Origin of the sequence: Streptomyces sp. NPDC048337 (genome assembly GCF_043201175.1) — a bacterium.
In the GTDB taxonomy this organism is placed as follows: Bacteria; Actinomycetota; Actinomycetes; order Streptomycetales; family Streptomycetaceae; genus Streptomyces.
Genome location: NZ_JBICYR010000066.1, coordinates 1 through 1,406 on the forward strand (window position 1 = coordinate 1; position 1,406 = coordinate 1,406).

Annotated in this window: 1 protein-coding gene; it reads right to left on the reverse strand. The window is 65.0% G+C overall.

Annotated elements, in window-relative coordinates:
• Positions 1 to 29 precede the first annotated feature (29 nt).
• Positions 30 to 1,241: an IS256 family transposase gene (locus tag ACGFYU_RS37890; RefSeq protein WP_393831843.1), complete on the reverse strand. Its 1,212-nt coding sequence runs from the start codon at positions 1,239 to 1,241 to the stop codon at positions 30 to 32.
• Between the last annotated feature and the right edge of the window lie 165 nt (positions 1,242 to 1,406).

The window sequence follows — 1,406 nt, forward strand, 5'->3', positions numbered from 1 at the left end:
GGTCATGTCCCTTGGAGTGGTGTAGCTGATCATTCGGTGGTGCCGGGCAGGCAGGTGTTGTCGTCTGGGTAGAGGCTGTCCATGCTCTCGATGGAGAGGTAGCGGCGGGGGAAGGCGATCCACTCGTCGTGGAGTTCGACGAGGACGGCTGTGGTCAGGCGAGCGACGGCGGCGGTGTTCGGGAAGACCTGGACGACGTCGGAGCGTCGCTTGATCTCCCGGTTCAGGCGTTCGAGCGGGTTGGTCGACTGGATCTTCTTCCAGTGCTGGCTGGGGAAGTCGGCGAACGCGGTCAGGTCCTCCTTCGCCCCCAGCAGCATCTCTTTGACCTTGGGGAACTGACGGCCGAGCATGACCGCGACGGTGTCGAGCTGGGCTCTGACCGCATCGGCGGTGGGCTGGGCGAAGACCGTGCGGATCGTCGCGGCGACCATCTCCGCAGACCCCTTCGGGATCACGGAGAAGACGTTGCGCACGAAGTGAACCCGGCACCGCTGCCAGCCGGCCCCGATCATGACCTTGCGGATCGCTTTGACCAGGCCGCTGTGGCTGTCGGAGATCACCAGGCGGACACCTGACAGGCCGCGTTCGCGCAGCGAGCGAAGGAAATCGGTCCAGAAGATTTCGGTCTCGCTGTCGCCGACCATGACACCGAGGACTTCACGGCCGCCGTCTTCGGTGACGCCGGTGGCGATGACGACGGCCTGGGAGACGATCTGATGGTCGACGCGGGCCTTGACGTAGGTGGCATCGAGGAAGACGTACGGAAACCGCGTGTGATCAAGAGGCCGGGCCCTGAACGCGTCGAGCTGTTCGTCGAGGCCGGCGCAGATCCGGGAGACCTCGCTCTTCGATATGCCGGTGTCCGAGCCGAGGGCTTTGACCAGGTCGTCGACCGAGCGGGTCGAGACCCCGTGGACGTAGGCCTCCATGACGACCGCGTAAAGGGCCTGGTCGATGCGACGCCGGCGTTCCAGCAGACTGGGGAAGAAGCTCCCGGCCCGCAGCTTGGGGATCGCGAGTTCCAGATCGCCGGCCTGCGTGGTCACGGTCTTCTCCCGGTGACCGTTGCGCCAGGTGGTACGGGTGTCGGTCCGCTCGCCCCACTCCGCACCGATCCGGGCGGTGGCCTCGGCCTCGATCAGTTCCTGGAGCAGCCGCTCGGCGACTTCGCGGACGAGTTCAAGACCATCCGTTGAACGTAGTGACTCAAGCAGGCGAAGTAGGTCATGCTGGGACAAGGCCACCGTGCGCTCCTTGGGTTGAACTGCCCGTTCACCAAGGACATTTGCACGGTGGCCTGCCCCGTTCTCAAGGAGTATTCACCCACAGCCGATGCACGCGGGAGCACCAGGACGGCGCACATCCCAGCCAAGATCAGCTACACCACTCCACGGGACACCATC